Genomic DNA, 23,677 nt, shown 5'->3' with positions numbered 1-23,677 from the left:
GCTCCCGGACGGACACCGACTGCCCATATTCATGATGGCCTCAGCCCACTGAGCGGCTCCGCCGTCGAATTCACCATCAGCACCGCAGGGTCCTGCCCGTCCGTGTAGGAGATGGCGGACACGGACCCCGGGCTGATGAAGATGCGCTGGAACAGGTCAAGCGGCGTGCCGAGGGCATGGGCCACCGCGGCCTTGATGGGGTCGGCGTGCGAGAAGCACACCACCACGCCCCCGGCGTGGGCTGCGCACAGCGCCTCCATCGCTCCGACGATCCGCGCCTGCATTTCCGGGAAGCTCTCGCCGTCCGGGAAGCGGAAGGCGGACGGGCTGTGCTGCACGGTCTGCCACTCCGGCAAGGACGCCAGGTCGACGATCGCGGATCCTGTCCACTCGCCGAAGTCGCACTCGACCAACCCGTCGTCGTGCTTGACCGCCAGTCCCGTGCGCACTGCCGTTGGCTCCGCCGTCTCGCAGGCACGCTCCAGGGGCGAGGAATACAGGGCATCCACGCCCAGGCCGGAGAGCCGTTCGGAAAGACGCTCGGCCTGGGCCCGTCCCCGCTCGGACAGGTGCAGTCCCGGCGCCCTGCCCGGCAGCACCAGGCCCGTCGTCGGCGTTTCCCCGTGGCGCACCAAAAGCAGGAGCGTGCCCCGCCGTGGGGGCTCCGATGACGGTCCAGGCGTTGCTGCGGTCATTACGTTTCACCCTAGGGGGTGCCATGGTTCCGAGGCGAGGTCTACGGTGGAGGAGTGAGTGATCGCCCCGAAATCTTCACTGTTGGTGAACTGCGCGCCTCCGGCCACGTCCACAAGGACCTGCGCCGCGAAATCCGCGACAACCTGCTCGCCGCGCTCGCCGCCGGCCGCGACCCCTGGCCCGGGATGTACGGCTTCAGCCGCACCGTCCTGCCCCAGCTCGAGCGCGCATTGCTTGCCGGGCACGACGTCGTCCTGCTCGGCGAACGCGGACAGGGCAAGACCCGGCTGCTCCGCACCCTGGCCGGGCTGCTGGATGAGTGGTCGCCGGTGATCGAGGACTCGGAACTGAACGAGCACCCCTACGAACCCCTCACCGAGCACTCCCGCGCCCGTGTCCTCACCGAGGGGGACCGGCTACGGGTGGCGTGGCGGCACCGCTCCGAACGGTACGTCGAGAAGCTCGCGACGCCGGACACCTCCGTCGCGGACCTGATCGGCGACGTCGACCCCATGCGGGTGGCCGAGGGCCGCCGCCTGGGCGATCCGGAAACGATCCACTACGGCCTGGTCCCGCGCTCCAACCGCGGCATCATAGCCATCAACGAACTGCCCGACCTCGCCGAGCGGATCCAGGTCTCCATGCTCAACGTGATGGAGGAACGCGACATCCAGATCCGCGGCTTTGTGCTGAGGCTGCCGCTGGACGTCCTGGTGGTCGCGTCCGCCAACCCGGAGGACTACACGAACCGGGGCAGGATCATCACGCCGCTGCGGGACCGCTTCGGCGCCGAGATCCGCACCCACTACCCGATTGAGCTCGACGACGAGGTGGCCGTCATCCGGCAGGAGGGCCACCTGGTGGCCGGCGTCCCGCCTGTCATCCTGGAGATCCTGGCCCGTTACACCCGGGCGCTGCGGCAGTCCCCGGCGATCAACCAGACCTCCGGGGTGTCCGCCCGGTTCGCCATCGCCGGCGCCGAAACCGTCGCCGCGGCCGCCCTGCGCCGGGCCAGCGTACGCGGCGAGGACGAGGCCGTCGCCCGGATCATCGACCTCGACGCCGCCGTGGAAGTCCTCGCCGGGAAGATCGAGTTCGAATCCGGCGAGGAAGGCCGGGAACAGGACATCCTGGACCACCTGCTGCGGATGGCCACAGCCGAAGCCGTGCGGGCGCACTTCCACGGCCTCGACATGGGAGAACTCGTCGCGGCGCTGGACGGCCACACCACGGTCACCACCGGCGAACTCGTCACAGCGCGGGAGTTCCTCGACTACCTCCCGTCGCTTAACGGATCCAGCCTCTACGACGACATCGGCGCGCGCCTGGGCGCGACCAACGACGGGCAGCGAGCCGCCGCCGTCGAACTGGCACTGGAAGGCCTCTACCTCGCCCGGCGGATCTCTAAGGACTCCGACGACGAGGCGACCGTCTACGGGTAACGCGGCTAAGGAGGGCCCATGACCGCGCACCACCGCTCCCGCTACAGCCGCTACGCGGGCGGGCCCGATCCGCTCGCCCCGCCGGTGGACCTGGCGGAGGCCCTGGACGCCGTCGCCGAAGACGTGATGGCCGGCTACTCGCCGCGGCATGCCCTGCAGGAGTACCTGCGCCGCGGCGGCCGGAACCGGGAAGGGCTGGACGAGCTCGCCGGCCGCGTCCAGCAGCGGCGCAAGGACCTGCTGGGCCAGCACAAGCTGGACGGCACCCTCAACGAGGTCCAGAAACTGCTGGAGACCGCGGTGCTGGAAGAGCGCAAACAGCTGGCCCGCGACGTCCGGATGGACGACACCGACCGCGCCTTCCGCGAGATGCAACTGCAGAACCTGCCCCAGTCCACGGCGGCAGCGGTCAACGAACTCGCCTCCTACGACTGGCAGTCCAGCACCGCCCGCGAGGCCTACGAGCAGATCAAGGACCTGCTAGGCCGCGAGATGCTGGACCAGCGGTTCGCCGGGATGAAGGAGGCACTCGAGGGAGCCACCGAGGAAGACCGCGCGGCCGTCGCCGAAATGCTGGCCGACCTCAACGAACTGCTCAGCAAGCACCGGCGCGGCGAGGACACCGACGCGGACTTCCAGGAGTTCATGGCCAAGCACGGGCAGTACTTCCCGGAGAACCCGCAGTCGGTCGAGGAGCTGCTGGACGCGCTCGCCCAGCGCGCGGCCGCCGCCCAGCGGCTCATGCAGTCCATGTCCGCCGAGCAGCGCGAGGAACTGATGCGGCTCTCCGCGCAGGCGTTCGGCTCGCCGGAGCTTATGGCACAGCTGGGCCAACTCGATGCCAACCTGCAGGCGCTGCGCCCGGGGGAGGACTGGTCCGGCTCCGAACGCTTCGAGGGCGAGGAGGGGCTGGGGCTCGGCGACGGCACCGGCGTGCTGCAGGACCTCGCCGAACTGGATGAACTCGCCGAACAGCTGTCCCAGTCCTACAACGGCTCCCGCCTGGACGACCTGGACCTGGAGGCCCTGGCCCGCCAGCTGGGGCAGGACGCGGCGGTGTCGGCCCGCACTTTGGCGGAGATCGAGCGGGCCATGCACGACGGCGGATTCCTCCAGCGCGGCGCCGACGGCGACCTCAAGCTCTCCCCACAGGCCATGCGGCGGCTCGGCCGATCGCTGCTGCGCGACACCGCCAAGCAGCTCTCCGGCCGGCAGGGCCGCCGGGACACCCGCGTCGCCGGGGCGGCGGGGGAGCAGACCGGCTCCAGCCGGCCGTGGGAGTTCGGCGACGCCGAGCCGTGGGACGTCACCCGGACCATCACCAACGCGATCCGCCGCACCATTGCCGACGGCGGCGATCCGCGCCACGGCCTGCGCCTGGCGGTGGACGACATCGAGGTGACCGAAACCGAGGCGCGCACGCAGGCCGCCGTCGCGCTCCTGGTGGATGTCTCCTTCTCAATGGCCGCGGAGGGGCGCTGGGTGCCGATGAAACGCACCGCGCTTGCCCTGCATCACCTCGTGTCCACCAAGTTCCGCGGCGACCGGCTGCAGCTGATCAGCTTCGGCCGCTACGCGCAGACCATGGACATCGGCGAACTCACGGCCCTGCCCGCCTTCCGGGAGCAGGGCACCAACCTGCACCACGGCCTGCTGCTGGCTGGGCGGTTCTTCCGTCAGCACCCGTCCATGCAGCCGGTCCTGCTGGTGGTGACCGACGGCGAACCCACCGCGCACCTGGAGGCGGACGGCGAGTCCTGGTTCTCTTATCCGCCGGACCCGGAGACCATCCGGGTGACCGTCGCCGAGCTGGACCGGTTGGGCCGCGCCGGCGCCCAGGCGACGTTCTTCCGGCTCGGCAGTGACCCGGGCCTGGAACGGTTCGTCGCCCGGATGGCTCAGCGGATCGACGGCCGCGTGGTGGCGCCCGACGCCGGGGACCTGGGCGCCGCCGTCGTCGGCGAGTACCTCCGCGCGCACTTCCGCGGCCGGGCGTACGGGGACGAGGACTGGGCCGGATAAACGCCGGCGGGACATCCCGCCGGCCTTTACTTCCAGTGACCTCCACGAGCCGGGACAGCCCGCTGCTCGCGTTTTCAGGCCTGATGCGTTGAGGCTGACGGCGCCAGGTCGCGTGACTCGGCGCGGTCAACCAGCCGGGCCTGCCGGGTTTTGGGGCCGAAGAAGGCTAGCGCGAGTGCGCCAAACAGCCAGGTGCCGGCGATAAAGAAGAAAACACTTTGGTATCCGCTTCCGTTGTACAAGCCCGCGATGATCAGCGGACCCGCAGCGTTAGAAAGCCTGCCCAGGCCGTACGAGACGCCGGTTCCCAACGAGCGGCCCGCTGTATCGAACAATTCGGGGGAGTAGGCGTAGGCGAGGGCTGTGTAGCCTCGTTCGAAGAGGTTCACGAGGAAACCAAAGACAACGATCAGGATCGGGTTGAAGGTAAGCCCGTAGAGGAGACCGCAGACAGCGATGGTCGTGCCGAAGACCACCAGGCACCACTTCCGCTCAAAGCGGTCAGTGACCAAGGATGCCAGGAAGGAACCGAGGGGAGCACCCACGGTGGTCAGCGCCACGTAGAAGATGGAGTTTTCAACACTGAAGCCTTCCTTGGCCAGGAGGGTCGGCGCCCAGCTTGAGTACCCGAAGAAGCCAATCGTCTGCGTCACCCACAGAACCGTAAGCAGGAGGGTGGGGCCGAGGTATTTCTTTTGTAGCAGGAGCTTGAACGGGGCCTTGGTTTTGGTTGCCTGTGCGGACTCGGCCGGTGCGGCAGGAGCTGCCAGCGGCCCTTTTTCTGCAGCAACCCGCGCCTCGATGTCGGTGAGGGCGGCGTCCGCTTTGTCGTACTGGCCCTTGCTTTCATACCAGCGTGGAGACTCCTTCAGGTAGCGGACGAAGAAGACGAAGACAATGCCCAGTGCTCCCCAGAGGTACACCAGCCGCCACGACCAGTCGCTGAGGGGAACCACCATGCTGGCGATGAGGTTGGTGGCAGGCGTTCCACAGATGCCGATGACGATGGCGTATGCCTGGTACTTGCCGCGGACGGCGGCCGGAAAGACCTCGTTGACGTAGATGACCGCTACCACCGTCATGGCTGAGAGGCCGGCCGAGGTCAGCACCCGGAAGACTCCGAGTGAGACGATGTCCCAGGCGAAGACGGCGGCGAATGAGAAGGCGGAGAACCACAACGTGGTAAGAACCAGCGCCCTCTTTCGTCCCCACTTGTCAGCAAGCCAGCTCGCAATGAGCGAGCCGAAGAACATGCCGACAAAAGACGCGGAAGTGACGTAGGCGATCTCGTTGATGGTGACGCCCCACAACTTGATCAGCTTGGGAACGGTGGTGGCGAAGCTGTTGATGTCCGCGAATTCGAAGAAGTACGCGAAGGACACGGCGACCAGGGTGATCTTGTGGAACTTGGAGATCGGAAGCCGGTCGAGCCGGTTTGCCGCATTGGAGTGCATCATTGGAGTCCTCTGGGGAAGATGGGTTTGAGTGGAGGGGGCTAGGCGTCTTCGCCCGGCCAGTAAAGCCGCATGGGGTTGGCGACGAGGAGCTTGTGCTGTTGCTCTGCGGTCACCGCTACCTGCGGTATGTAGTCGACCAGGAGTCCGTCATCCGGCATGTGATCGGTGAGGTTGGGGTGCGGCCAGTCGCTGCCCCACAGCACGCGGTCCGGAAACTCTGCGATGACCCGGCGTCCGAAAGGCACTGCGTCCGTGTAGGGGCGCTGCTGCCCGTCGAGCGCCGGCGGCCCGGTGAGGCTGAGCCGCTCCGGGCAGCTGACCTTCACCCACACATCGTTCTTGTCAGTGAACCGGAGAAAGCGGTCGAACTCGGGGCCGTCAGCGGGCTTGGTGACGTCCGGCCGTCCCATGTGGTCCACCACGAGCGGGGTGGGAAGGGAACCGAAGAAGCCTTCCAGCTCCTCCAGATCTGCACCCTCGAAGTAGATGACAATGTGCCAGCCCAGCGGAGCGATCTTCTTCGCAATCTCAGCGAGGTCAGACTGCGGGGCGGCACTGACCAGCCGTTTGAGGAAGTTGAACCGGACACCCCGCACGCCGCTCTCATCCATGCGCCGCAGTTCGGCTTCCGTCACGTCGGGACGGACGGTGGCGACGCCGCAGGCCTGCCCGCCGGAAGCCTGGACCGCGTCCACCATCGCACTGTTATCAGCCCCATGACATGTCGCCTGCACAATGACGTTGCGGCTGACTCCGAGGTGATCGCGAAGGGCGAAGAGCTGCTGTTTGCCCGCATCCCCCGGGGTGTACTTGCGCTCCGGGGCGAACGGGAACTCGGCTCCGGGTCCGAAAACGTGGCAGTGGGCGTCCACCGTCCCCTCGGGGAGGCTGAAGCGGGGGGTGGAGGGGTTGCGGTACCAGTCCAGCCACCCGGGGGATTTAGCGAACGTGGCGCTCATGGCGTCTCCTTTGGCCAGATTACTCATGAGTCGATGTACCGCAGTCCGGCGGCTTCGAGTGGTTGGCGCATGGAATACATGTCGAGTCCAAGCTCGCCAGCCTCGAACCGTTGGCGCTTGCCCTCTTCGTTCGCTTCACGCTGCCGGGCGGACTCGGCCACGTCTGCCGCACGGCTGGCGGGAACCACCACGACGCCGTCGATGTCCCCGATCACGACATCGCCGGGGTTGACCAGGGCGTTGGCGCACACCACCGGAACGTTGACGGAGCCGAGGGTGGCCTTGATGGTGCCCTTGGAGTTGATGGCCCTGCTGAAGACGGGAAAGTCCATCTCCTGCAGGGAGGCAACGTCCCGGCAGCCGCCGTCGATCACTAGCCCCACACCGCCCTGCGCACGAACGGAGGTGGCGAGCAGGTCGCCGAAGAACCCGTCTTCGCATTCGGTGGTGCAGGCAGCGACGAGGACGTCGCCGGGCTGGACCTGTTCGGCTGCCACGTGCAGCATCCAGTTGTCGCCGGGCTGAAGGAGCACCGTGACCGCGGTGCCGCAAAGCCGCGCCGTCGGGTAGACCGGGCGGATGTAAGGGCGCATCAGGCCAAGGCGGCCCATGGCTTCATGGATGGTGCTGACGGCGAACGCCGCCAGCGCTTCGACGTCCGCGCGGGAGGCGCGGTTTATGGTGCGGTGTACGATTCCGAGTTCCTGCATGGATCTTTGCTCCTAATGAGAGTTCAGCGGCCCTGCTGCTTGAGCAAGGCATTCAATCGGGGGTAGACGGTGCGGGCGTTGTGCTCCTGGACGGATGCCAGATCAGCCTCGGACAGGCCGGAATCTTCGAGGTAACGACGGGTGTCGTCGAAGTGGTGGCCGGTACATGGATCGATGTCCCGGACGGCGCCGATCATTTCGGAAGCGAACAAGATGTTGCGTGTGGGGACGACGTCCAGCAGCAGATCAATGCCGGGCTGGTGGTAGACGCATGTATCAAAGAAGACGTTGCGCATCACGTGCTCCTCCAGCGGAGGCTTGTTCAATGCCATGGCCAGGCCGCGGAAACGTCCCCAGTGGAAGGGCGCGGCGCCGCCGCCGTGCGGAATGACCAGTTTGAGCGTGGGGAAATCGGTGAACAGGTCCCCTTGGACGAGTTGCATAAATGCCGTGGTGTCGGCATTCAGGTAGTGCGCTCCGGTGGTGTGGAAGGCCGGGTTGACGCTGGTGCTGACGTGGATCATGGCCGGGATGTCGTATTCGACCATTTTTTCGTAGATCGGGTACCAGGACCGGTCGGTGAGGGGTGGGGCGGTCCAATGGCCGCCGGACGGGTCAGGGTTCAGGTTCAGCGCGACTGCTCCGTACTCCTCGACGCACACCGTGAGTTCGGGGATGCAGGTTGCGGGGTCGACGCCGGGGGACTGGGGGAGCATGGCGGCAGGTACGAACCGCTCGGGATAGAGTTCGCTGACCCGGAAGCAGAGTTCATTGCAGATGGCGGCCCACTGTGCGGAGGTCTCGAAGCCGCCGACGTGGTGGGCCATGAACGAGGCGCGAGGGGAGAAAATCGTCAGGTCGATGCCGCGCTCGTCCATGAGGCGCAGTTGGTTCGCTTCGATACTTTCCTGCAGTTGGGCATCGGTGATGCGCAAGTCTGCCCGCGTGGGGGCTGCCGCAGGGTTTTGGAGGCCGGCGATCTGTTGGGTTCGCCACTGCTCCAATTCCTCCGGGGCGGTGGTGAAATGGCCATGGCAATCGATGATCATTGGTGCTTCTCCTCAAGTGCGTCCGCGCTCGGGGTCCAGGTGTGGCGCGGGATGAATACGTCTCCGGCCATGAGGAGCCGGGCTGTGCGCAGCAGCGCAGATTTGATGACGCGCTGGGGGTTTGCCGGGTCGAGGCTCAGGTCAATGCTGAACTCCCCGGCGGGATGCTCCACGGACACCTGACCGCGGGCTCCGGGGGGAATCTCCGCGAGGTCATGGGCGACAGTTCCCTCGATCACGCACGCGGTTGCCGCCGTGACTGCGGCCAGGACTCCGATGGAGTCGTGGCAGACGTGGGGGATAAAGCTGCGGGTGTTGATCGCGCCTCCTTGAGTCGGCCGCGAAACTAGCGTCATCTTCGGATAGTTCCTGCCGCTCACGTCACCGAGGCCCATTAGCTCGCCGCAGGCAAGGCGCAGGTCCTGCAACCGCGACTTGAGATCCTGGTCCTCGTTCAGTGCAGTCGTCGGCTCGTAACCGGTGCGGCCGAGCGCCGCTGCGGCCACGATCACCAGCGGCTGGCCGTTGTCGATGCATGTCACGTCAACCGCTCCGACACCGGGCACCTCCACACGATCCCGCACGTGGCCTGTGGGCAGCAACGAGGAACAGACCGATCCGGCGGTGTCGAGGAAATTGATGGAGATGGGGGCAGCGGATCCGGGTACGCCGTCGATCTGGGCTTCGCCGGCGTACTCCACATATCGGCCGAACTCGCCGGCCGGTGTGGGCACCGTGATCTCGGCAATTTGGCCCGTGTTGAGCGTGAGAACCCGTGCCGTTGTGGTGTCGTCCTCGGCGACCAGGAGGCCGGACTCGAGGGCGAAGGGCACCACCGCCGCGAGCATATTTCCGCAATTGGGAGTCAGATCGACGACGTCGCTATTGGGCTGGAGCTGGGCAAACTGGAACTCGAGGTCGGCGTCGCCACGTTCACTGACGGCGACAATGCCGGCCTTACTGGTCAGCGAAGTGGCACCGCCTAAGCCGTCAATCTGGCGGGGGTCCGGGGATCCCATCGAGGCCAGCAGTATGGCGTCGCGGGAAGTAGCGTCCTCCGGGAGGTCTGTGGCCCGGAAGAACGGACCCTTCGAAGTACCTCCGCGCATGAACCAGCACGGAATCGCGGTCTGAGCGCCGTGCACCCGCGGGCGGCCATTCGTCGTGCCCTGGCTGGTGGCTTGAACCACTGTGTTAGCTCCCTCGATAGTGATGCAGTACACACGACGATATCCGTTGACGAAATTGTTAGCAATATCGCCAGCGAAATATTTTTGCTGCTCTGCGGCCGCCGGGAAGTGCGGAGCCGGTACGGTCCTGACAAAATTGTTTACAATACAAAGAGGAAGTGCACCGAACTACGTTCCGAAGGGGCGAGCATGACAGCAGTTAGGGAGACGGCCAGTGGCAACCTCTCGGCCTCCGAGCTAGTTGACGTTCTGCGCAGTGCGATCATCCGGGGGGAACTCGTGCCGAAGCAGCGGCTCGTTGAGGCCGACTTGGCGGACGAGTACGGGGCCAGCCGTGGCAACGTTCGTGTTGCCTTGTCCGAGCTGAGCGTCGAAGGCTTAGTCGAACGCGTCCAGAACCGAGGGGCTCGAGTGAGGGCCGTTTCTGTCGACGAGGCGCTGGAGATCACCGAAGTCCGAGCCGCACTCGAAGCGCTGTGCGCCCGGAAGGCAGCCGAAAGAATATCCGAAGCCGAATCAGCTGACCTCCGAAAGCTCGCGAAGGAGATGGAGGAGGCGGTCGAACGCGGAGACCGGGAGGCGTACTCGCTGTGCAATCAGCGTCTGCACGCCAGGATCATTGCAGTGAGCGCTCAGAAAACTGCCGAGGCGACGATCAAGCGGCTCCGCGGCCAGGCCGTGCGCTTTCAGTTCCAGCTGGCGCGCCAGCCCGGGCGCCCCAGCGTTTCCCTTCCACAGCATCTCGCGATCATCGACGCAGTGTGCCGACACGATGCCGACGGCGCATCCGAGGCAATGCGGCTGCATCTTGAAAGCGTTGCGGACGCCATCCGGGCGTCCAATCTTTAGATCTTCGACCCGGCGGCGACCACCCACCGCACATTTCCCGTCGAATCGGGGCAGAGTTGTTCGTAGTAGAGGTGAGCGGCCGCCCGCGAGGGGCGCCCCAAACCTAAGGAGATGACATGCAGTTCTTGCTTTCCGTGATCCACGACCAGCTGGAGCTCGCGCCGTCGGACGAGATGGCGGCGATCGACGTGTTCAACGACCGGCTCCAGGCCGAGGGCCACTGGGTCTTCGCCGGCGGGCTGGGATTCCCCGACACGGCCACCGTCGTCGACAACCGGGGTGGCGATTCCTCGGTGGTCACGGACGGGCCCTTTGTGGAGTCGAAGGAGTACCTCGCCGGCTTCTGGATCATCGACGCCCCGGACCTCGACGTCGCCCTTAAGCTCGCCGCCGAGGGGTCGAAGGCCTGCAACCGGAAGGTCGAGGTGCGGCCGTTCCTGTGAACGGAACCGACGCCGGCGTCGCCGTCGCCCATGCCTACCGGGAGAACTGGGCCCGGGTGGTCGCCGCCCTGACCCGCCGTTTCGGCGACCTCGACCTCGCCGAGGAGGCGGCGGCCGAGGCGTTCGCGACCGCCGTCGAACGCTGGCCGTCAGACGGCGTCCCGCCCAACCCCGGCGCATGGCTGACCACCACGGCCAAGCGCAAGGCCATCGACCGGCTCCGGCGCGAAAACAAGCGCGACGGCAAACACCAGGAGGCCCAGTTGGTGTTCGACGACGACCCTCCCGAACCTCCCGGCGCCGTCGACGACGACCGGCTCCGGCTGATTTTCACCTGCTGCCACCCGGCACTCGCGCTGCAGACCCGCGTGGCCCTGACCCTGCGTATGGTGGGCGGGCTGACCGTGCCGGAGATCGCCCGGGCCTTCCTCGTCCAGGAGAGCACTATGGGGCAGCGGATCACCCGCGCGAAGGCCAAGATCAAGGCCGCGCGGATCCCGTACCGGGTGCCGTCCGCGGAGGACCTGCCGGGCAGGGTCGCGGGCGTGCTCGCCGTGCTCTACCTTGTCTTCAACGAGGGCTATCTGGCGACAGTCCCCGGCTTCGACCCCGTCCGCTCCGACCTCACTGCCGAGGCCATCCGGCTCACCCGCCTGCTCCGGACCCTGATGCCCGACGACGGCGAGGTGGCCGGGCTGCTGGCCCTGACGCTCCTCACCGAGGCCCGCAGTGGCGCCCGGATCTCGGCAGGCGGCGAGCTGGTGACCCTCGACGAGCAAGACCGGGATGCCTGGGATGCATCGCTGATCGCCGAGGGCCACCGTCTGGTGCGGGAGCGTCTCGCCTCCGGGCTGGCCCCGGGGCCGTACCAGCTCCTCGCGGCGATCAACGCCGTGCATACCTCGGCCCGCGATTTCCGTGACACTGACTGGTCCCAGATCGTCGCGCTCTACGACCAGCTGGTGGCCCTCGACCCGTCGCCGGTTGTCGAGCTGAACCGGGCCGTGGCGGTGGGGGAGCTGGACGGGCCGCAGGTGGCGCTCGCCGCCGTCGACCGGCTTGAGGCAGACCTGGCCGGCTACCACGCTTACCACGCCACCCGCGCAGAACTGCTGCGGAGGCTGGGCCGCGCCACGGAGGCGCGTGCGGCGTATGGGAAAGCGATCGAACTGGCGGGAAACTCCGCCGAGGCCGCCACCTTGCAGCGCCGCCGGGACGGGCTGGGTTCGTGAGCCGGGCCCGGCTCGTACCTTGCGCGGTCCCTACACCGTCCGCGAGGATGAACGCCATCCCCCGTTCTGCGAAGAAGGAGCCCACCCGATGACGAAGTACCTGATCTCGTTTCCAAGTGCCGCCATGGTCTTCCCCGAGGAGGAGCTGCAGGCCGTTGCGGACGCGTCGCACGCCGTCGTCCAGGAGGCGAAGGACGCTGGCGTCTGGGTCTTCGGCGGCGGCATCGACGAGAGCATTCCGCCGGTCATGGTGGACGCCGACGGGACCGTCCGCGAGGGCACCTACCCACAGACAACGCAGCTCGAAGGTGGCTACTCTGTGCTGGAACTGCCGTCCTACGATGCGGCTGTGGAGTGGGCGGCCAAGATCGCGGCCGCCTGCCGCTGCTCGCAGGAGGTACGCGCCTTCCAATACGACCCGGCCAGCTGACCGGGACTTTCAGTCATGGAGCCGATGGATTGCCTGGTCATTTACGTCCCCACCGACGCAGCTCACGCCGTCCGGCAGGCCATCGGCGACGCCGGGGCGGGCAGGCTGGGTAACTACTCCCACTGCTCGTTTAGCGCCGAAGGCACCGGGCGCTTCATGCCGCTGCCGGGCGCGCACCCTGCCATCGGCGCCGTCGGTTCCCCCGAGGAAGTTCCGGAAACGCGGATCGAGGCCATCTACCCGCGCTCCCGGCGCGACGCCATCGTCAACGCCGCACTGTCCGCGCACCCCTACGAGACGCCGGCGTTCATGACCTTCCTCATCGACGCCAGCCTGCCCGCTGGGTCTTGGCCGGAGGCTTAGGGCTCGACGAGTATCAGAATGGTGTCCGGCCGGACGCCGTCGAATTTCATCGCTTCGGCCGCCTCCGGCGTCGCCATGATGCGCTGGAACGCGTCCAGGTCCGGGACCTCGGCAATCAGGCCTACGCGCTGGCTCTTGGCCGGGTCGGTAAAGGTCCGAACCGTAATGCCCAGAGGGCCGAAAACTTCCTCGCGTTTGGGTGACTTGAGCCAATGTTCGACGTCGTCGACTTCATGGAAAATCAATAGTGTTGGCATCACGTGCCTCTGCTTTCTGGGACTGTGCCAGGAACCGGGCAGGTCAAGGGGCCGTGTCCGGACATCCCGATCACGCTGAACGTACCACGGCCCCGGAGGCGCCGGTAGGAGCGAAAAATTGACCGTCCGGACACTCGCCTACCGGCCTAGCGGCTGCTGATCTTCCCGAACAGCCTGGCGATCGGGGCGAGCACGATCGGGCGGGCGGCGTACCAGCCGGCAGTGGTGATGGCGATGGCGGCCGCGAAGAGCCAGAAGCCCACCCAGTTCACCTCGTCGGTGCCGGCGAACATGTGGTTCAGGTTGCGCAGCGCGCCCGTCGCGAATACCAGGAACACGTGGATCAGGATGAACAGCACGAAGAACAGCATCGCGGGGAAGTGGAGCGCCCGCGCCACCTCCACCGGGTAGGCCTTGTTCAGCGTCGTCGCGTTCTTCGGCCAGAACTCGCTCATGCGCACCCCGGTGATCGCCGCGAGCGGGGCCGCGATGAACACCACCAAGAAGTACATCAACTGCTGCAGGCTGTTGTAGTTCACCCAGCCGTTCTCCACCGGCCAGTCGAGCGTCAGGTACTGCAGCAGCGCGGAGGCCGCGTTCGGGAACACCTCCCAGCTGGTCGGGACAATCCGCATCCAGTGGCCCGAGGCGAACAGCAGCACCGCAAAGATGAGGCCGTTGGCCAGCCACAGGATGTCCAGCGACTGGTGCAGCCACAGCGTGATGCTGATCTTTTTCCCGCCGCGCTTGGGCGTCCAGAACGCCGGCGGCTTCTGCTGCGTGCGCACCTGGTAACCGGACCGGATGATCAGCGCCATCAGGAAGAAGTTGAAGAAATGCGCCCACTGCGCCCACCACGGGAAGCCTTGTTCGGCGGTCTCGGGCAGGTGGTACTCGCCGGGGTACCGCTCGAGGAACGCCGGCACGCCCGGCAATGTCGTCACTCCCCGCGCGGCGAGGATGAGGATCCCGGCGGCGGCAATCGCTGCCACAGCGAGGAGCGCAATGCGCTTGACCCACTGGGCCAGGGTCCGCGAGCCGTAAAGCTTTGCCTCGGTTTTGGGCTTGGCGGGAGTTGATGGTTTTGCGGGTTGTTCGACGACGGCGGGCGGTGCCGCCGCGGCCGGGGGCGTTTCCCGCTCTCTCGTGGCCGCTGGCGGTTTTGCTTCCGACGCGGTCTCCGGGAGGACGACGGCGGCCGGAACTTCAGCCGGAGCAGGAGCCTGGGCCGCAGGTTCGGGAACCGCCTGCGGGGTGGGTGCGGGAACCGGGGCAGGGGTTGGGGCGGTGGCTGCCGGTGCAAGTCCGGCCGGCGGCCACGGTTCGCCGCCCGGGACGCGGGGGAGTCCGCGGCGAAGCTGGGCGGTCCCCGGCGTAGGCGCAGCAGCGGTCGCTGCTGAAGCCGGCGTCGTCGCCTGCACGGCCTCCTCAACCGGAGCAATCGGAGCGGCCGGCGTCGGAGCGGCAGCCGGAGTGGCCGTCGCAGGCTCGGCGGCCGCGACCGGAGCCTCGGACACGGGCGCCGCCGACAGCGGACCCACGCCAGCGGGAGGCCAGGGCTCGCCGCCCGGCACACGCGGCAGCCCGCGGCGGAGCTGCCGCGCACCCGAGCCTGCTGCCGGGGCGGTTACGGAAGGAACGCCGGCTGCGAGCACCGGGGCGGACAACGCCGTCGTAGCTGGAGCCGTTTCCTGGGCGGCAGCGGGGGCGGAAACCATGCGTTCGGGCGCCTGGCCGGCCGGCGGCCACGGCTCGCCGCCCGGCACGCGAGGGAGTCCCCGTCGGAGGGAGCCGGACTGAGTCGCCATCGCTACTTCTTCCGGGCCTCGAGGGCGCTGATGAGCTGGGGGACAACCTTGAAGACGTCGCCCACCACCCCAAAATCGGCGATCTCAAAGATGGGCGCGTCAGCATCCTTGTTGACGGCGACGATCGTCTTCGCGGTCTGCATGCCGGCCCGGTGCTGGATCGCCCCGGAGATGCCCAGTGCGATGTACAGCTGCGAGGACACGGACACCCCGGTCTGGCCCACCTGCTGCGACTGCGGGACGTAGCCGGCGTCCACCGCGGCACGCGAAGCACCGATGGCGGCGCCGAGGGTGTCCGCGAGCTGCTCGACCAGGGCGAACTGTTCCGCCGACCCGAGGCCGCGGCCGCCCGCGACCACCTTCGCGGCACCGCGCAGCTCCGGCCGGGTCGTGGCGGCGATGACCTCCTCGAAGGAATCGATCCGCGCGGCCTTCCTGCCGGAGGGCGTCACCGCCAGGGTGTCCGACGCCGGCGGCTGCGCCTCGGCGCGGGCCTCGATGGAGCCCTGCCGGATGGTGATAACCGGAGGCCCGAACGTGGCCGAGGACGTCACGTCGTAGGCGCCGCCGTAGACTGAGTGGTGGGCGACGACGCCCTCGTCATCGCGGGAGACCCCGACGGCGTCGACGGACACCGCGGCCCGCGACCGGGCGGCGTACCGGCCGGCGAGGTCGCGCCCGTTGAGGGAATGCGAGATCAGGATGGCATCCGGCCGCACCTGCTCGACGGCGGCGGCCAGCGCGTCAACGCCCGGCACGCCCAGCGCGGACGCATCCGGGGTTTCGGCGATCAGTACGTGCGCGGCACCCAGGCCGGCGGCCTCAGCGGCGGCGGCACTCCCGGCGTCGGGGGCGGCCAGTACCAGGGCAACCGGCGTGCCGGCTGCCGTGGCGGCGCCGAACAGTCCGGCCGCGGCCTTCTCCAGTTCGCCGGAGGCGCGGGTTTCGACGACGACCAGGATTGCGTCACGAGGGAATTCAGTCATGTCCGTTGTTCCTTACGCCAGTCGGTTTTCGATCAGGAACTCGGCCAGCTTCTCGCCGGCATCGCCCTCGTCAACGATCTTGGTGCCTGCCGCGCGCGGGGGCTTCTCGGCAATGGTCAGCATGATCGACCGCGCCGCGTCCGGGTCGTCGGCCGTGACGTCGAGGTCCGCGAGCGTCAGCACCTCAAGGGGCTTCTTCTTCGCGGCCATGATGCCCTTGAAATTGGGGAAGCGCGGCCCGGGGAGCGCCTCGGTGATGGAAATGACCGCGGGCAGGTCCGCGGACACCTGCTGCACGCCGGATTCAACGGCCCGGGTGCCGGAGACCGCGCCGTCGCGGATCTCCACGGAACTCAGCCCGGAGGCGAGCGGCACGTCCAGCAATTCCGCCAGCATGGCGGGGACCATGCCGCCGGATCCGTCGGTGGAGACGTTGCCGGCGATGACCAGGTCAAAGCCGGCGCGGCGGATCGCTGCCGCGAGGGTGTTGGCGGTCAGGCCAAGATCCGCGCCCCGGAGCGCCTCGTCGCAGATGTGGATGGCGCTGCCGGCGCCCATCGCGAGCCCCTTGCGGATCGTCGCCGTCGCACCTTCGGGGGCGAGGGAGAGGACGGCGACGTCGGTGCCCTCGTTCGCGTCGGCGTAGGTCAGGGCCAGCTCCAGCGCCCGCTCGCCGATCTCATCGATGACAGTTTCGCTGGCCTCCCGGTCGGCGAGGCCTGTTTCAAGGTTCAGTTTTCGGTCCCCGTACGTGTCGGGGACCTCCTTGACTAGGACGATAATCTTCATCGATGACTCTTCCTCTGGCGGGCATGTCCCCAGAGGGGACACGTCGGATCTCCATAGAGTCTACGAAAGTGGCGCGCGGCTCGGGTGACGGGGGCCGTGTCGGGCGGCGCGGGAGGACGTCAGCGTGCGGCGGCTGCAGTGATTCAGAGGCGTGCGGGGCGGACCCGTATCGGCGCGAGCCACGCGGTAAGCCCGACGGCGACGAGGCTGCCGGCGCCTATGATGGCGGCGAGAACCACGATCTGGAACCGTCCCGCCTCCAACGGAGAAACGCCGCCGAAGATCGCTCCCACGAACGCGCCGGGAAGGGTGACCAGCCCTGTGGTTTTGGTTTGATCAACCGTCGGAACAAGAGCCGCCGAAATGGCCTGGCGAACTTGGTCTGCAGTCGCCTGGCGCGGGCGCGCCCCGAGTGCGAGCCACCCTTCGACCTCATCCCAGCGGTCGTTGACCAGCTCAACGAACCGGCGGCCGGACAGGGTCGCGATAGTCATCGCGTTCCCGATCACTATGCCACCGATCGCCAGAACGTATCTGGGCGTGAACGCGATCGCCCCGGTGGCAAACACCACGATGCCCGCGGCGAGGACTCCGGCGCCCATGCTGGCTGCCACGGGGAGCAACCGCGAGCGGAGCGACCCGAGCCGTCGCGCCGAGGTGGTTGCCGCGATGGTGAACATGACCGTTAGGGCCGCCGCGACCAGCCAGGGCGACTGGATTACACCGGACAGGACAAAGCTGATGGCGGCGAGCTGCACGGCGCCGCGGGCGACGGCGAACGCGGCGGACCAGGGGGCCGGCACCCGCGCGCCCGCCAGCACGACCGTTGCCATCCCGACGAGGATGACCACGCCAAGGGCGGTCCGGAACGACTCGTCAAACGTCACGGTTTACGCCGCATCTGGGACTTGGTCATAGGCCGATTTTGCATGCGTTGCACATGGGTCCTGGTATCCAGTCCGGCGTCGAGACCATGGACGTTGTGGCCGGCGTCCGCGCTACGGCAGTCGCGACGGGCGCAGCAGCACCGCGTCGCCCGCGCGGTCCGGGTCAAGCGGCACCGGGCTGATCAGTACCGCCGGCCCACGGTGCAGGGCGCCGTCGGACAGCACCTGACACCGCACCCCGCCCCGACCCCGCATGGCCTCGTGGGCGCCGGGGGCGAGCATCTCGTCCATCCAGGCGCAGGGATGGGCGGGCCGCCCGGCCTTGAAGCGCACCAGCTCGCCGCCGGATTCCAGGGCGAAGTGGTGGCCGAGCAGCGGAGCCAGCTCGGCGCCTCGGAGGTGCACGTTGCGGCGCGTCAGCAGCGGGTCAAACGGGACAGTCCCCAGCTCGGCGGCTATCGCGTCGAGGGCCTCGACGGCGAAGACGGTCACGGCGGCATCCATGTGGGCGGCCTTGCCGAAGAACCGGTCCCCAACTATTCCCTTGCCGGCCACGAACTCGGCCCGCGCGGCGTCAGGGGTGGGAACGTCGGCTGCGCCGTCACGGGCACGGCCGAAGTAGGCGTGGGCAGGCGAGACGAGCAGGTGGAGGATCTCGACGTCGTACCTGTAACTAGCCGTCATGCCACCAAACTATCGCCTCGCCGGAGTCTCGGAGAACGAGGGTCGGGACGAAATGCTCATTGTGGGGCTCCGCCAACAGGGCCACGATGATCGTATGAATGCTGAGACACCGAAGGCCGCGGAGCTGAGCCTTCCCCAGGCCTTCCTCCTGCTGGCGACAAATGACAATGACGGCAAGCCCGCGGTGCCGGTGTTCGCGCTCAGGACCACGCTGGCCGGGGCCATCCTGGCCGAGCTGGAACTGGCTGGCGCGATCGAGCTGCAGGGAAAACATGTCCGCGCTACCGGCACGGCAGCGCCGGCGGACTACCAGCACGAGCTGGAACTCATCCGGGGCAAGTCGCGGCCCCACACTCCCAAGCGGTGGGTGTCCATGCTGGAAGGCCGCACCGAAGTGCAGCGCGTCTACGAGACGATGGCGTCGCGGGGGATCGTGGAACATGTCGGCGAAAAGCATCTGGCCCGGTTCCGGGCCGTGCGGTACCCGGAAAAGGACCATGCGCCGGAGGCGGCGTTGCTGGAAAAGCTTGAGGCCGCGCTGAGCGGTGCACCGTCCGAGGCCGAGAAGACCGGGGCTGAGGAGCCGTCGGCTCCTCAGCCCGATACGACGGCGGCAGTCGAATCGGAGGCATCGGAGCCCGCCACGCCTGATGCCGCGGCGGGTGCCGGGCCCGGTGCCGCCGCGCCCGAATCGAAGGGGCACGACGCCAGGACGACGGCGCTGTTCGCGTTGCTGCATGCGGCCGGATTGTTCGGGAAGCTCTTCCCGGCGGCGGACCGGGTCTTCGCGGACGAGCTGGCAAAGGACTACTGGCCCGCCCGCGCGGTGGAGGACGAACTCCGGCTGATCAGGCTGGCCCAGGAAGAGGCCGCAACGCTGTAGCGCGGGTGCGCTCTACCGGCCGATTCGTTTCAGCGCACGGTGGGCTTCGGCCGCGGTGGGCCGGTTGCCGGGCTCGGCGTCGGTCATGGAGTGCAGCAGCATGGACCAGCGCCGCCGGACCGTGTCCGGGAGCCGGGGTCCGCGGAGCGTCCGGGCCACCATGGACTCCAGCGCGGGGCCGGGGAAGGCCTTGATGCCGGTGAGGCACTCGAACGTGACGAGCCCCAGCGCGTAGATGTCGCTGGCGCTGGTGGTGGTTGTCCCATGCACGGCTTCGGGGCTCAGATAGTGCGGTGTGCCGGAGGCGGCATGGTTCGGCCGGTGCCGCGAACTGGTGGCAATGCCGAAATCAGTCAGTTTCGCCAGCCCCGCGGGACCCGCGCTCGCGGAACGGTCCGCAAGGATGTTGGCCGGTTTGACGTCATTGTGGACCACGCCCTTGCGGTGGACGTGCGCCAGCGCGCCGGCGACGTCGCCCATCCAGGCCGCCACGAGGGGCATCCGCAGTGGCCCGTCCCGCAGGACGGTCCGAAGGTCCGGACCGCTCACCAGCTCGGTGACCAGGTAGTTCCGCCCGGACCCGAGGCCGCCGTCATCCGGCATGCGGCCGTAGCCCTTGACGCGAACGATATTCCGGTGGTGGAGCGGGGTGTGAAGGTCCTTCTCCCGGCTGAACGGCGATGCCGCGTCGCTGGCGTCGGACCGGAAGATCTTGACGGCCACCTCGGAGCCGTTGGCGGCGTCGGTGGCCCGGTAGACGTCGGCCTCGGAGCCTCTGCCCGCCAAAGTCCTCAGCCGGTAGTGCCGGTCCAGCAGTCGGTCTTCTGGGAGGGGGCCGGAGAAGGCGGCCCGGGGAGCGGCAGCCGGTGCCGGCCGCCGGGTGAGGGCGAGTGTCACTGCAGCAAATCTTGCAGCTCGTCCGGTGTCAGCCCTGCGGCCAGGGCCAGGGCCGAGCGGTCCGCCCCGAGGCCCGATGCTGCCTTGAGGGCGTTTTCGAAGCGCTCCTGGGCCGCGTCCAGTTCCCAGTGCAGGCTCTCCACCCGGGCGGAGGCCAGCCGCACGGCGGCGAGGGGTTCAGCGGCAATATCCGCGTCCAGCCGGTAGCCGCATCCGCATGTCCACGCGGCGAACCCTGACTGCAGCGGCGCCCACGGCAAGGAGGCCGACTCGGCCGCGGCCATGGTCATGGCCGCGCCGCAGTGGGAGGGGGAACCCGATGCAGGAGCGCTGGCGTCCGTGACGGCGGGCAGGTTGGTTCCAGATGTCTTGCGATCAACTACGGCCGTCATTCGATCCACCATTCTAGTAACTAGTTCACAATGTAGCTAGTCTAACTAGTGTTTGGTGGTTGTCCAGTCGACGCCGGTTCTAGTCGCCGTCGACGTCGATTTCGTCCACGGCTTTGCGCATGTGCAGCAGGAAATGCAGCACCGCCTTGGCTTCCTCATCGCTCAGGGATTCGGCCACCTCGATCATCCGGCCGTGCATTTTGCCCAGGGTGTGGCGGACTTCCTCGTCGGCCCCGCGGGTGGGGCGAAGGATGATGGCGCGGCGGTCCGACGGGTGCGGCTGGCGCGTGATGTACCCGCTGGTTGCCATGCGGTCAACCAGGGCAGTCATGGATGCGGAGGTCATGCCCAGCCGGGCGGCGAGTTCCTTGGGGCGGACTTCCTGGCCGGCAGTCTCAGCCTCGAGGAGGTAGCGCAGTGCCAGGAGGTCGGTCTCGCCCATTGCCATGGAGTTGCGGGTGCGCCGGCGCATGGCGGTTTCCGAGGCCCGGTACTCCCGGAGCGCGTTCAGGATATCGACGGCGTAGGGCTGCCCGTGTGCCTTCGGCGGGTACCAGTAGCCTTCTCTTTCGGCGGGCGGAGTCACGCTAATTCCTTCGATGGACTAGTTGTATGTTCGTCTAACCAATAGATATTAGCCCAAGTTCCCGCTCGGAGCGGGACCGCCACCGAAGGTGCGCCGCCTACCCTGCCGCAGCGCCGGGTTTGTCCTCCAGCAGGCCCCCGCTGGCCCAGCGGCGCAGCGCGAGCTTCTCGCCGTCGTCGAACTCCATCAGCGCCACCCGGCAGAGTTCCTCGACGTTCCTCGTCCACGCCGCCGCCAGTTCCGGGGCCGGCAACGCGACGGTGAGCGGGACCCCGGCATACCCCAGGCCTTGCAGAACGAAGTTGACGGCCGCGCGGGAGACCGGCTGCCCCGCCGCGACGCAGTCGTCGCGCACCGCCTTGGACAGCTCAACGCGGTTGCCGGGGTGTTCGCGAAGCTTCGCTTCCAGCGACAGGAAGACCTGCCGGAACTGGTCGGACGAGAGCGCCGGGACATCCGTCACCCTGATGATCTGTTCCTCGATCGCCGGCTGCAGGCTGGCGGGGGCAGGAAGATCCTCGGCCGAGAAGCGTTTGGCGTCCCAGACCCAGCCGCTCTGGGCTGGAGAATATTCCACGCTCTGGCCGATCTGCGCTACCCAGGCGCCGAACTTTCCGGCACCTCCCCAGTCTGTCTTCAGTGACGGGTCTGCCGTGAGGGCGCGGTGGGCAACCATCGCGCCGGCAACCGGTCCCGGAGCGGAACGGACAAAGGCCACGAGCTCGCGGACCGCGGGCGAGGCCGGCTTGGGCTTCGGCTTGCCCGCGGCCGGGGCTGGTGGTTGCTTTGGGGACGCCACTGTGTGGATTGACTCGGCCGCGCTCCCGTTGAGGACGGCCACGAAGTCGTGGGATTCGACCACGCTGTCCGCCATCTCCCGGTAAGCGAACGCCACGGCGCCGGCAGCAATCACCGTGGTCATCCGGTCCGCGGCGCGGAAACGTTGGATCAGGGAGGTGAAATCCGCGTCCGCCGAGGCCACGAAAAACTCTTCAATGTGTGCCGCGCCGGACAGGGCGTCCATCGCGTCCAGGACGAGGTTGATGTCCGTGCTGCTCTTGCCCCGCTGCGTGAGCGACGGGCAGTCGATCACGCGGAAGCCCGCCCGGGTCCAGTACGGCCGGTACTTGGAGTAGATGACGGGGTTGAGGTAGCAGTTGCGGATCAGGAAGCGCCGGGAGTCCTCGCCGGCGACGCCGTCGGCCAGCGCCTCCGTCCAGTGCTTGGGATCCTCGGCGAACCGTTTGGCTGCCGCCGGGTCCAAGACCATCAGGCCCGTGTAGACGTTGTCGAAGTCCACAAACATCGCGGCGCGGATCCCCGGACGCCGGGACTGATGGAGAGATTCGGTCATCGGCTCAGTCTGCCAGCAGGATGGGGGAGTGGACCAGAAGCGAATCCGCGGGTTGCTAGGCGTGTTGTGGTTTGGCGGCAGTACTTCGGGCCCCAGTGCGCGGGCCCGTGCGTGGCGGTTTGGTGGCATAGTCTTGCGATGAAACACTCGCCCAATGAGTCCTTGGTTTGACAGACAAAAGGTCGCACCGCCCGAAAGCGCAGCCTCTGTTCATTACGTCTCCGCGGCCATAGCCATCGATGCCTCGCCGCGTCGAGTCTGGGATTTCATAAAGCCCCCGGAAAACAGCGTCCTTATAGACCCGGAAATCGTGCGGGGTTTTCGAGCCCCCGGTGCTGAGGGCCCTGGTGAGATCCAGGTCTTCATTTCAGTGCGGGACGGAGTGGAACGTGTAACGGCCGTGGAAGTCATCGAGGAAATACCGAATGAGCTGGCCGTCACCAGGGTTTTAGGCGACGCAGATCCAGCGTCACGTGGCAGGACCTCAATCCGCGCCGATGACGGTGGGTCGACGGTGCTTGCACACGGGCACTATTTCACCTTGCCAGCGGGATCGGAAGGACAATTCCACCAGTACGAGAGACATTACAAGTCATTTTGCCGCCAGTACGTTGAGCGGGTGAAAGCTTTCCTCGAACAACCCAAGCCGGATGCTGCGGCCGATGATTCCATGTGATTGGGCGGCCGACTGGGACGGGCCGACGGGAGTTTAGTCGCCGATGACCAGCGCCGGAACGTGCCGATTTCCGTCACAGCCAGCTACGCAACGACGACGGCGGGAAGCTCCCGCCGTCGTCGTTGTTCTGCGCTGTGCCGGTGCTAGGCCGAAGCCGAATCCAGGTTGGCCGCACCGTGGTTCAGGCTGAGCGTGAAGGTGTTGGGGCCGCTGGCGTGGACGGCGATGTTGGACTTCGCGGTGTTGTGACGGACCGAAAGGTCGTGGACCAGGGCGTCCAGCTCGTGGTGCATCGTGGAGCGGTCCCAGAGCTTGTGGGTGACAGAGTTGGCAGTTTCAAACGTCATTGTTCAGTGCTTCCATTCATGTTTCCGGGTGTCCGGCCGCCGCACCGATGCGGAGCCGCCGTGTCCATACCAGGAACGCCTGAGACTTGGGCAGCTCTGCGAGCTCACCGGTTTGGCCTCATTGCGTCCACCAGGATGGTGCCCTGGCTCGCTGCGGACGCGTGGCGTCCAGCGAAGACCGGGGCTAAGCGGGCGGGGAGTCGAAACCCCGCCTGCCTTTTTATGATGCACAGCGGCCCGACGGCGGCTCAAGCCAGATGGCGATTATTGCAGGTGAGACTCGTCACAG

Annotated in this window: 26 protein-coding genes; 9 read left to right on the top strand and 17 right to left on the bottom strand. The window is 67.5% G+C overall.

Annotated features, from left to right (window positions below; genetic code table 11):
* Positions 1–29: 29 nt before the first annotated feature.
* Entirely contained in the window at positions 30–695 is a 666-nt protein-coding gene (locus ABLI39_RS10450; protein ID WP_349413355.1) for an MSMEG_4193 family putative phosphomutase, read from the bottom strand.
* Between the two features lie 54 nt (positions 696–749).
* Here ABLI39_RS10450 and ABLI39_RS10445 point away from each other — a divergent pair, with 54 nt between their 5' ends.
* Positions 750–2,138 carry a sigma 54-interacting transcriptional regulator gene (locus ABLI39_RS10445; protein ID WP_349413354.1) on the top strand — a complete coding sequence of 463 codons (1,389 nt, stop codon included), beginning with the start codon at positions 750–752 and terminating at the stop codon, positions 2,136–2,138.
* Positions 2,139–2,156: 18 nt separating this feature from the next.
* Entirely contained in the window at positions 2,157–4,160 is a 2,004-nt protein-coding gene (locus tag ABLI39_RS10440) for a vWA domain-containing protein (protein WP_349413353.1), read from the top strand.
* A gap of 74 nt (positions 4,161–4,234) precedes the next feature.
* On the opposite strand, the gene ABLI39_RS10435 is transcribed toward ABLI39_RS10440, so the two are convergent.
* From ABLI39_RS10435 to ABLI39_RS10415, 5 genes are read right to left on the bottom strand one after another with little or no spacing between them, the layout of a single operon-like run.
* The gene (locus ABLI39_RS10435) at positions 4,235–5,617 is read right to left on the bottom strand and encodes an MFS transporter (RefSeq protein ID WP_349413352.1); all 1,383 of its coding nucleotides are present in this window, start codon (positions 5,615–5,617) and stop codon (positions 4,235–4,237) included.
* A gap of 38 nt (positions 5,618–5,655) precedes the next feature.
* Entirely contained in the window at positions 5,656–6,576 is a 921-nt protein-coding gene (locus ABLI39_RS10430) for an amidohydrolase family protein (RefSeq protein WP_349413351.1), read from the bottom strand.
* Positions 6,577–6,599: 23 nt separating this feature from the next.
* The gene (gene ligK / locus ABLI39_RS10425) at positions 6,600–7,286 is read right to left on the bottom strand and encodes a 4-carboxy-4-hydroxy-2-oxoadipate aldolase/oxaloacetate decarboxylase (RefSeq protein WP_349413350.1); all 687 of its coding nucleotides are present in this window, start codon (positions 7,284–7,286) and stop codon (positions 6,600–6,602) included.
* Positions 7,287–7,309: 23 nt separating this feature from the next.
* Positions 7,310–8,335 carry an amidohydrolase family protein gene (locus ABLI39_RS10420; protein ID WP_349413349.1) on the bottom strand — a complete coding sequence of 342 codons (1,026 nt, stop codon included), beginning with the start codon at positions 8,333–8,335 and terminating at the stop codon, positions 7,310–7,312.
* On the bottom strand, positions 8,332–9,525 hold the full coding sequence (locus tag ABLI39_RS10415) for a 4-oxalomesaconate tautomerase (protein ID WP_349413348.1): 1,194 nt from the start codon (positions 9,523–9,525) through the stop codon (positions 8,332–8,334). Before ABLI39_RS10415 ends, ABLI39_RS10420 begins: the two co-directional genes overlap by 4 nt.
* Positions 9,526–9,714: 189 nt before the next feature.
* Here ABLI39_RS10415 and ABLI39_RS10410 point away from each other — a divergent pair, with 189 nt between their 5' ends.
* The 5 genes from ABLI39_RS10410 (at position 9,715) to ABLI39_RS10390 (ending at position 12,842) form a co-directional block, all read left to right on the top strand.
* Complete coding sequence (locus tag ABLI39_RS10410; RefSeq protein WP_349413347.1) at positions 9,715–10,374, top strand: GntR family transcriptional regulator; 660 nt, start codon at positions 9,715–9,717, stop codon at positions 10,372–10,374.
* A gap of 116 nt (positions 10,375–10,490) precedes the next feature.
* Complete coding sequence (locus ABLI39_RS10405; RefSeq protein ID WP_349413346.1) at positions 10,491–10,817, top strand: YciI family protein; 327 nt, start codon at positions 10,491–10,493, stop codon at positions 10,815–10,817.
* Complete coding sequence (locus ABLI39_RS10400; protein WP_349413345.1) at positions 10,814–12,049, top strand: RNA polymerase sigma factor; 1,236 nt, start codon at positions 10,814–10,816, stop codon at positions 12,047–12,049. The genes ABLI39_RS10405 and ABLI39_RS10400 overlap by 4 nt, the downstream gene beginning before the upstream one ends.
* 88 nt (positions 12,050–12,137) lie before the next feature.
* Positions 12,138–12,479 carry a YciI family protein gene (locus ABLI39_RS10395; protein ID WP_349413344.1) on the top strand — a complete coding sequence of 114 codons (342 nt, stop codon included), beginning with the start codon at positions 12,138–12,140 and terminating at the stop codon, positions 12,477–12,479.
* Between the two features lie 15 nt (positions 12,480–12,494).
* On the top strand, positions 12,495–12,842 hold the full coding sequence (locus ABLI39_RS10390; protein ID WP_502935220.1) for a hypothetical protein: 348 nt from the start codon (positions 12,495–12,497) through the stop codon (positions 12,840–12,842).
* Here ABLI39_RS10390 and ABLI39_RS10385 read toward each other — a convergent pair.
* The 6 genes from ABLI39_RS10385 to ABLI39_RS10360 all read right to left on the bottom strand — a co-directional run bounded on the left by ABLI39_RS10385 (position 12,839) and on the right by ABLI39_RS10360 (position 18,253).
* Entirely contained in the window at positions 12,839–13,099 is a 261-nt protein-coding gene (locus ABLI39_RS10385) for a hypothetical protein (RefSeq protein ID WP_349413435.1), read from the bottom strand. The genes ABLI39_RS10390 and ABLI39_RS10385 overlap by 4 nt on opposite strands.
* A 146-nt stretch (positions 13,100–13,245) precedes the next feature.
* Positions 13,246–14,817, bottom strand: a complete 1,572-nt coding sequence (locus ABLI39_RS10380; protein WP_349413343.1) for a cytochrome b/b6 domain-containing protein — start codon at positions 14,815–14,817, stop codon at positions 13,246–13,248.
* A 92-nt stretch (positions 14,818–14,909) separates the two neighbouring features.
* A complete protein-coding gene (locus ABLI39_RS10375) occupies positions 14,910–15,893 on the bottom strand; it encodes an electron transfer flavoprotein subunit alpha/FixB family protein (protein ID WP_349413342.1) in 984 nt (327 codons plus the stop codon).
* Between the two features lie 12 nt (positions 15,894–15,905).
* Positions 15,906–16,682, bottom strand: a complete 777-nt coding sequence (locus ABLI39_RS10370) for an electron transfer flavoprotein subunit beta/FixA family protein (protein WP_349413341.1) — start codon at positions 16,680–16,682, stop codon at positions 15,906–15,908.
* Between the two features lie 143 nt (positions 16,683–16,825).
* Positions 16,826–17,569 (bottom strand): ABC transporter permease, encoded by a 744-nt coding sequence (locus ABLI39_RS10365; protein ID WP_349413340.1) that lies wholly within the window; start codon positions 17,567–17,569, stop codon positions 16,826–16,828.
* Positions 17,570–17,680: 111 nt separating this feature from the next.
* A complete protein-coding gene (locus tag ABLI39_RS10360) occupies positions 17,681–18,253 on the bottom strand; it encodes an MOSC domain-containing protein (RefSeq protein ID WP_349413339.1) in 573 nt (190 codons plus the stop codon).
* Between the two features lie 94 nt (positions 18,254–18,347).
* Between ABLI39_RS10360 and ABLI39_RS10355 the strand changes: the two genes are divergently transcribed.
* Complete coding sequence (locus tag ABLI39_RS10355; protein WP_349413338.1) at positions 18,348–19,136, top strand: GOLPH3/VPS74 family protein; 789 nt, start codon at positions 18,348–18,350, stop codon at positions 19,134–19,136.
* Positions 19,137–19,148: 12 nt separating this feature from the next.
* Here the strand turns inward: ABLI39_RS10355 and ABLI39_RS10350 are convergent, their stop codons facing one another.
* The 4 genes from ABLI39_RS10350 to ABLI39_RS10335 all read right to left on the bottom strand — a co-directional run bounded on the left by ABLI39_RS10350 (position 19,149) and on the right by ABLI39_RS10335 (position 22,365).
* Complete coding sequence (locus ABLI39_RS10350; RefSeq protein WP_349413337.1) at positions 19,149–20,033, bottom strand: serine/threonine-protein kinase; 885 nt, start codon at positions 20,031–20,033, stop codon at positions 19,149–19,151.
* A complete protein-coding gene (locus ABLI39_RS10345; RefSeq protein ID WP_349413336.1) occupies positions 20,030–20,425 on the bottom strand; it encodes a hypothetical protein in 396 nt (131 codons plus the stop codon). Before ABLI39_RS10345 ends, ABLI39_RS10350 begins: the two co-directional genes overlap by 4 nt.
* Before the next feature lie 79 nt (positions 20,426–20,504).
* Positions 20,505–21,011 carry a MarR family winged helix-turn-helix transcriptional regulator gene (locus ABLI39_RS10340; protein ID WP_349413335.1) on the bottom strand — a complete coding sequence of 169 codons (507 nt, stop codon included), beginning with the start codon at positions 21,009–21,011 and terminating at the stop codon, positions 20,505–20,507.
* 97 nt (positions 21,012–21,108) lie between these two features.
* Positions 21,109–22,365: an NYN domain-containing protein gene (locus tag ABLI39_RS10335; protein WP_349413334.1), complete on the bottom strand. Its 1,257-nt coding sequence runs from the start codon at positions 22,363–22,365 to the stop codon at positions 21,109–21,111.
* A gap of 154 nt (positions 22,366–22,519) precedes the next feature.
* Here ABLI39_RS10335 and ABLI39_RS10330 point away from each other — a divergent pair, with 154 nt between their 5' ends.
* A complete protein-coding gene (locus ABLI39_RS10330; RefSeq protein WP_349413333.1) occupies positions 22,520–23,041 on the top strand; it encodes an SRPBCC family protein in 522 nt (173 codons plus the stop codon).
* Between the two features lie 143 nt (positions 23,042–23,184).
* On the opposite strand, the gene ABLI39_RS10325 is transcribed toward ABLI39_RS10330, so the two are convergent.
* On the bottom strand, positions 23,185–23,388 hold the full coding sequence (locus ABLI39_RS10325) for a hypothetical protein (RefSeq protein ID WP_349413332.1): 204 nt from the start codon (positions 23,386–23,388) through the stop codon (positions 23,185–23,187).
* Between the last annotated feature and the right edge of the window lie 289 nt (positions 23,389–23,677).

This window comes from Pseudarthrobacter sp. B907 (assembly GCF_040137805.1).
Classification (GTDB): domain Bacteria; phylum Actinomycetota; class Actinomycetes; order Actinomycetales; family Micrococcaceae; genus Arthrobacter.
Note: the sequence above shows the minus strand (reverse complement) of the source record. Positions and strands in the feature narration are given on the sequence as shown.

Coding starts and splice junctions, on each gene's coding strand:
- ABLI39_RS10405 (WP_349413346.1), top strand. CDS start 10,491: ATGCAGTTCTTGCTTTCCGTGATCCACGACCAGCTGGAGCTCGCGCCG.
- ABLI39_RS10375 (WP_349413342.1), bottom strand. CDS start 15,893: ATGACTGAATTCCCTCGTGACGCAATCCTGGTCGTCGTCGAAACCCGC.
- ABLI39_RS10420 (WP_349413349.1), bottom strand. CDS start 8,335: ATGATCATCGATTGCCATGGCCATTTCACCACCGCCCCGGAGGAATTG.
- ABLI39_RS10355 (WP_349413338.1), top strand. CDS start 18,348: ATGAATGCTGAGACACCGAAGGCCGCGGAGCTGAGCCTTCCCCAGGCC.
- ABLI39_RS10330 (WP_349413333.1), top strand. CDS start 22,520: ATGAGTCCTTGGTTTGACAGACAAAAGGTCGCACCGCCCGAAAGCGCA.
- ABLI39_RS10345 (WP_349413336.1), bottom strand. CDS start 20,425: ATGACGGCCGTAGTTGATCGCAAGACATCTGGAACCAACCTGCCCGCC.
- ligK (WP_349413350.1), bottom strand. CDS start 7,286: ATGCAGGAACTCGGAATCGTACACCGCACCATAAACCGCGCCTCCCGC.
- ABLI39_RS10325 (WP_349413332.1), bottom strand. CDS start 23,388: ATGACGTTTGAAACTGCCAACTCTGTCACCCACAAGCTCTGGGACCGC.
- ABLI39_RS10370 (WP_349413341.1), bottom strand. CDS start 16,682: ATGAAGATTATCGTCCTAGTCAAGGAGGTCCCCGACACGTACGGGGAC.
- ABLI39_RS10380 (WP_349413343.1), bottom strand. CDS start 14,817: ATGGTTTCCGCCCCCGCTGCCGCCCAGGAAACGGCTCCAGCTACGACG.
- ABLI39_RS10385 (WP_349413435.1), bottom strand. CDS start 13,099: ATGCCAACACTATTGATTTTCCATGAAGTCGACGACGTCGAACATTGG.
- ABLI39_RS10440 (WP_349413353.1), top strand. CDS start 2,157: ATGACCGCGCACCACCGCTCCCGCTACAGCCGCTACGCGGGCGGGCCC.
- ABLI39_RS10430 (WP_349413351.1), bottom strand. CDS start 6,576: ATGAGCGCCACGTTCGCTAAATCCCCCGGGTGGCTGGACTGGTACCGC.
- ABLI39_RS10395 (WP_349413344.1), top strand. CDS start 12,138: ATGACGAAGTACCTGATCTCGTTTCCAAGTGCCGCCATGGTCTTCCCC.
- ABLI39_RS10360 (WP_349413339.1), bottom strand. CDS start 18,253: ATGACGGCTAGTTACAGGTACGACGTCGAGATCCTCCACCTGCTCGTC.
- ABLI39_RS10335 (WP_349413334.1), bottom strand. CDS start 22,365: ATGACCGAATCTCTCCATCAGTCCCGGCGTCCGGGGATCCGCGCCGCG.
- ABLI39_RS10450 (WP_349413355.1), bottom strand. CDS start 695: ATGACCGCAGCAACGCCTGGACCGTCATCGGAGCCCCCACGGCGGGGC.
- ABLI39_RS10410 (WP_349413347.1), top strand. CDS start 9,715: ATGACAGCAGTTAGGGAGACGGCCAGTGGCAACCTCTCGGCCTCCGAG.
- ABLI39_RS10435 (WP_349413352.1), bottom strand. CDS start 5,617: ATGATGCACTCCAATGCGGCAAACCGGCTCGACCGGCTTCCGATCTCC.
- ABLI39_RS10390 (WP_502935220.1), top strand. CDS start 12,495: ATGGAGCCGATGGATTGCCTGGTCATTTACGTCCCCACCGACGCAGCT.